Annotated in this window: 5 protein-coding genes and 1 pseudogene; 4 read left to right on the forward strand and 2 right to left on the reverse strand. The window is 60.9% G+C overall.

Translation table 11 applies throughout. From position 1 onward, the window contains the following. On the reverse strand, positions 1 to 372 hold a 372-nt coding region (locus Y704_RS0102190), incomplete at its 3' end, for a transposase (RefSeq protein WP_026548910.1). A gap of 180 nt (positions 373 to 552) precedes the next feature. Between Y704_RS0102190 and Y704_RS0102195 the strand changes: the two genes are divergently transcribed. The 4 genes and pseudogenes from Y704_RS0102195 to Y704_RS18340 form a co-directional block, all read left to right on the forward strand. Further along, on the forward strand, positions 553 to 1,947 hold the full coding sequence (locus Y704_RS0102195; RefSeq protein WP_026548908.1) for an amino acid permease: 1,395 nt from the start codon (positions 553 to 555) through the stop codon (positions 1,945 to 1,947). Between the two features lie 208 nt (positions 1,948 to 2,155). Beyond that, a complete protein-coding gene (locus Y704_RS25525; protein WP_275451046.1) occupies positions 2,156 to 2,281 on the forward strand; it encodes a hypothetical protein in 126 nt (41 codons plus the stop codon). Positions 2,282 to 2,519: 238 nt separating this feature from the next. Then, on the forward strand, positions 2,520 to 2,885 hold the full coding sequence (locus Y704_RS0102210; RefSeq protein WP_026548909.1) for a hypothetical protein: 366 nt from the start codon (positions 2,520 to 2,522) through the stop codon (positions 2,883 to 2,885). 159 nt (positions 2,886 to 3,044) lie between these two features. Further along, positions 3,045 to 3,350 (forward strand): annotated as a pseudogene (locus Y704_RS18340) (transposase); the annotation flags it as partial. Between the two features lie 54 nt (positions 3,351 to 3,404). On the opposite strand, the gene Y704_RS18345 reads toward Y704_RS18340, so the two are convergent. Beyond that, positions 3,405 to 4,313: IS3 family transposase (locus Y704_RS18345; RefSeq protein ID WP_035771281.1), on the reverse strand; the 909-nt coding region annotated here is incomplete at its 5' end.

Raw genomic sequence — 4,313 nt, forward strand, 5'->3', positions numbered from 1 at the left:
CGCTGCGGCCCGGGCCGTGTTGATCGCCGCCAATGCCTTGGCTGGTTTTATCGTGGACAGGGTCGTGATCAGCCGGCTGACGGTCGGGTCCGAGGGGACCCGGCCGTAGACCTGCGGTTGGGCACGGAGCCGGTCCACGTCGGCGAGGCAGTCGCCGCCGGTGGCCAGCGACAAGCCCAGATCGGTGAGGATCTTGCCCGGGTCGTGCATTGCGAACGGTTTGCGCCACGGCGATAACGCGTCCGAGAGCCCGGCACCAAGCCCCGAGACGCGGACCGTGTCCGTCAGGATCAGCCCACCGGCCTGAGACACCACCCCAGAGCCTGCCGCATCAACGCGGACGGACGGGTAGAGACCGGTAACATTACTCACCTGGAAGGTGCTCCCTCGACGTACTGGAAATTGCTGTGTGGTAACAACACTTTCCCACGTCAGGAGCACCTTTCAGCTTTTAAACACACACCCACCGAACCACCCTCATGAAAGCCCGAGGCTAGTTCCCAAGGATCCTCGGGCGGAGGCTCGACCCAGTCGGTCCTCCGTCGTAAGCCGATTGACAATGTCGAGGATGAGACAGGGCGCACCGGCCTGTTCAAGAGTCTGGGGTTGTGGCAGCTCACTGCCATCGGCGTCGGTGGGATCATCGGTGTCGGGATCTTTACCCTGGCGGGGCTGGTCGCCAACGGGGGAGAGGACGGAACTCCAGTAGGACCTGCTGTGCTGATCTCCTTCCTTGTCGCGGGTCTCGCCAGCGCTGCGGCCGCTCTCTCCTACGCCGAATTCGCCGGGATGATCCCGCGGGCAGGGTCCGCCTACACCTATGGGTATGTAGCGCTCGGGGAGATCATCGGCTGGTTCATCGGTTGGGACCTTCTCCTTGAATACACGGCGATTGTCGCCGTCGTCGCCATAGGGATTTCCGGTTACTTCACAGAATTCATGTCCGGCATCGGGGTCATCGTTCCTACCTGGATGCAGGGCACCCCTGACACGATCGAGGGCGGCGTGGCTAATGTACCCGCTATCGTTGTCTGCCTGCTCATCACCTTCATCCTGAGCCGCGGCACCAAGACTTTCGGGCAGTTTGAACTCATCGCGGTGGGGCTGAAGATCATCCTCATCCTGGCCATCGTGGGCCTTGGTTTCTTCTATGTCGACGCCGAAAACTACTCACCGTTCCTGCCCTCCGGTTTCGGGGCGGTCTTCACCGGCGCAGCAACCGTCTTCTTCGCTGTATTCGGCTACGACGCGATGAGCACCGCAGCCGAGGAAGCAACCGACGGGAAAAAACACATGCCCAAGGCAATCCTGATGTCGCTGCTGATCGCCATGGTGCTGTACGTGCTGGCAACACTGGTCCTGACCGGCATGCAGAACTACACCGAGATCAGCCCTACCGCGGGCTTCGCTTCGGCGTTCCAATCAGTCGGGCTACCCGTGATCGCCACGATCATCTCGGGGTTCGCCGTTCTTTCGATTCTGACGGTCATGCTGACCTTTCTTCTCGGTGTCAGCCGGGTCTGGTTCTCCATGAGCCGTGACGGGCTCCTTCCCGCATGGTTTTCCACAACGGACAGCAATGGCACACCTCAACGGGTGACCTGGATTGCCGGCATCACATCAGCCCTGCTGGCAGGAGTGTTCCCCATCAGGGCAGTGGCTGATCTGACGAATATCGGCATCCTTGCTGCTTTCGTCGTTGTCTGCATTGCGGTGATTGTGCTCCGCCGCACCCGCCCTGAGGTTCCCCGATCGTTCAGGCTTCCCCTGATGCCGTTCGTGCCCGCCTTCGGGGTATTCGCATCAGCCTTCCTCATGCTGCAATTGCACTGGGAGACCTGGGTCCGGTTCGGAATCTGGCTCCTCATTGGCCTGGCCATCTACTTCTTCTACGGGCGCAAACATTCCCTCATGAACCCCAACAGCCCCCGCCACCAGAAACGATAAACCGGTCTGCCGCTTCAAGGGTCAGCGCCCAGGACGGACACGGGTTAGAGAGAGACTTGTTGGGTGAAGACCGCGCTGCAGAGCAGTGGTTGCTTCTTCATCACCGGCGAAATCAGGCGGTGCCGGCCGGAAGCGGCCGATCCACGTTGAACGACCAGGCAAGACTTTCTTCACCGCCGACCTGGTAGTCGAAATTCAGGATCGGCCCGTGATCGTCATCCACGCCGATGACTTCCTCAACCCCTCGCACATCAGCGGTTTTCTGGTTCTGGCTCGTCCGAAGGGACTGTACAGGCTGGCGGACAACTCAACCGCCGGTGACTGGCTGTCGTAGGTTTTGTGGGTCATCCACCCGCGGGCGGGTGGAGTCCGCAAGGGGTGAGTTCAGAGCTTTCCTCGTGTGGGTGACCTGCAGTTCCTGTGCTGGGCGGAATGGCGCGTGTGGGTGTTGGAGCGGTTGCGGGGCGGTTTGGGTGGTCACGACAGTATTTCGGATGCATACCAATCCGGTCACGGTATGGGTCTCGAATGGGTACTGTCCTTCAACCCCAACAGATATACGGAGGCACGATATGCAGAATTTCTTGACGAAGTCCCTGGCCGCAACCGCCATCAGCGGTGTGATGATCCTCGGAGCCGCCGGCATGGCCAGCGCCGATAGCACCGGAACCAGTGTGGACGGGGTCACCACCCAGGTGACCGACAACCAGATCTCCGACAGCGGCAACGTGTCGCTGGACAACATCCTGGGCGATGCACTGGATGTTGGTGATGTCGCAAGTAACAACAATGTGCTCAACGGGATCAACACCGATGTGTCGGATAACGCGAACGGCAATCTCAGCGGTAATGACGCTGACGTCGATGCCGATAACTCGGTCGAGGACTCCACCGACAGCGGTGAGGACAATCAGGGCCTGCTAGGCGGACTGCTCTAGCCAAACCCCTGCATCACGATGTGGCACCCACCCCCACCCGGGGAGGGTGCCACACCCATCTGAAGCCCCAACCACCACCGGTCACCGGTAGGGACTGTTCCGAATTCGGTGTTTTTGGCCTGACGCGCCGCGCATGAGTGTGGCGGGAAAGGTGCCGTGATGACGACACTGGATGCTGTGAAGAGAAACAAGCCGGAGCCCTCTGCGGAGGAGACGGCGGCCAAGGAACTGGTCCGGATAGCGGCCGAGCAGGGCTTGTCCCTGACTGGCCCGGATGGGCTGCTGAAGCAGTTCACCAAAACGGTCCTCGAGACCGCCCTCAACGAGGAAATGACCGGGCACCTCGGCCATGAGAAGAACCAGGCCGACCCTGACCGGGGTTCCTCGAATGTGCGCAACGGGTCTCGGTCGAAGACGTTCCTGACCAAGGCAACGGGGCATGTCGAGGTCGAGGTTCCCAGGGATGACCCTTCCCCAGGAGCTCTACGAAGCCTCGTCGATTGACGGTACCGGAAGATGTCAACCTAAGTGAGTCAGTTTCCTGTAGGTGGTCATTGAGTTCGTTCCTTCTTTTTCGGGTTCGTTGATCCACGTCGTCGTCGGGAATGTTGGCGGCTGCGGAAGCTTCTGAACGAAGCGTTCAGGGTGCTTGGCATAGGCGGTCCTAAGAACGCGGGCGCGAGCGTGCTGGATGGCGCGTGCGCGGCCGTGGTGGACGTTGAAGGGGGTGTGCATTCCGATGCCGGAGTGGCGATGTTCACCGTTGTACCAGTCGTAGAATTCGGTGCAGAATGAGCGTGCCTCGGCGAGGCTGTGGAACCGATCGGGGAACTCGGGCCGGTACTTCAAAGTTTTGAAGTGCGACTCCGAAAATGGATTGTCATTACTCGTATGCGGGCGGGAGTGCGACTTGGTCACGCCCAGGTCGGCAAGCAGAAACGCGACGGGTTTCGACGCCATCGAGGACCCGTTATCGGAGTGGATCGTCAGCTGATCACGGCGAATGTTCTGCTTCTCGATCGTGTCGAGTAGGAGCCGCTCAGCCAGCTCGGCGGACTCCCGGGTCGCGACCATCCACCCGACGACGTACCGCGAGTAAATGTCGATAATCGTATACAAGTGGAAGTACGACCACTTGGCCGGACCCTTGAGCTTCGAGATGTCCCACGACCAGGTCATGTTGGGTCCCGTCGCGATGAGTTCGGGCTTGACCCGTGCCGGGTGCTCGGCCTGAGCACGACGCTCCCCGGTCTCGCCATGGGCGCGGAGCAGACGATACATCGTCGCCACTGAGCACAGGTAAGTGCCCTCGTCGAGGAGGATCGCCTGGATCTCCGCCGGCGCCTTATCCACGAACCGCTTGGACCGCAGCACCTCCAGAACAGCGGCGCACTCCAGCTCGGTCAGCGCGCGCGGCTGCTTCGCCGG

The organism is Arthrobacter sp. Br18 (genome assembly GCF_000520555.1).
GTDB lineage: Bacteria > Actinomycetota > Actinomycetes > Actinomycetales > Micrococcaceae > Arthrobacter_D.

Bases quoted from the DNA above. Each gene is read 5' to 3' on its own strand.
- Y704_RS0102210 (WP_026548909.1), top strand. From the start codon at position 2,520: ATGCAGAATTTCTTGACGAAGTCCCTGGCCGCAACCGCCATCAGCGGT.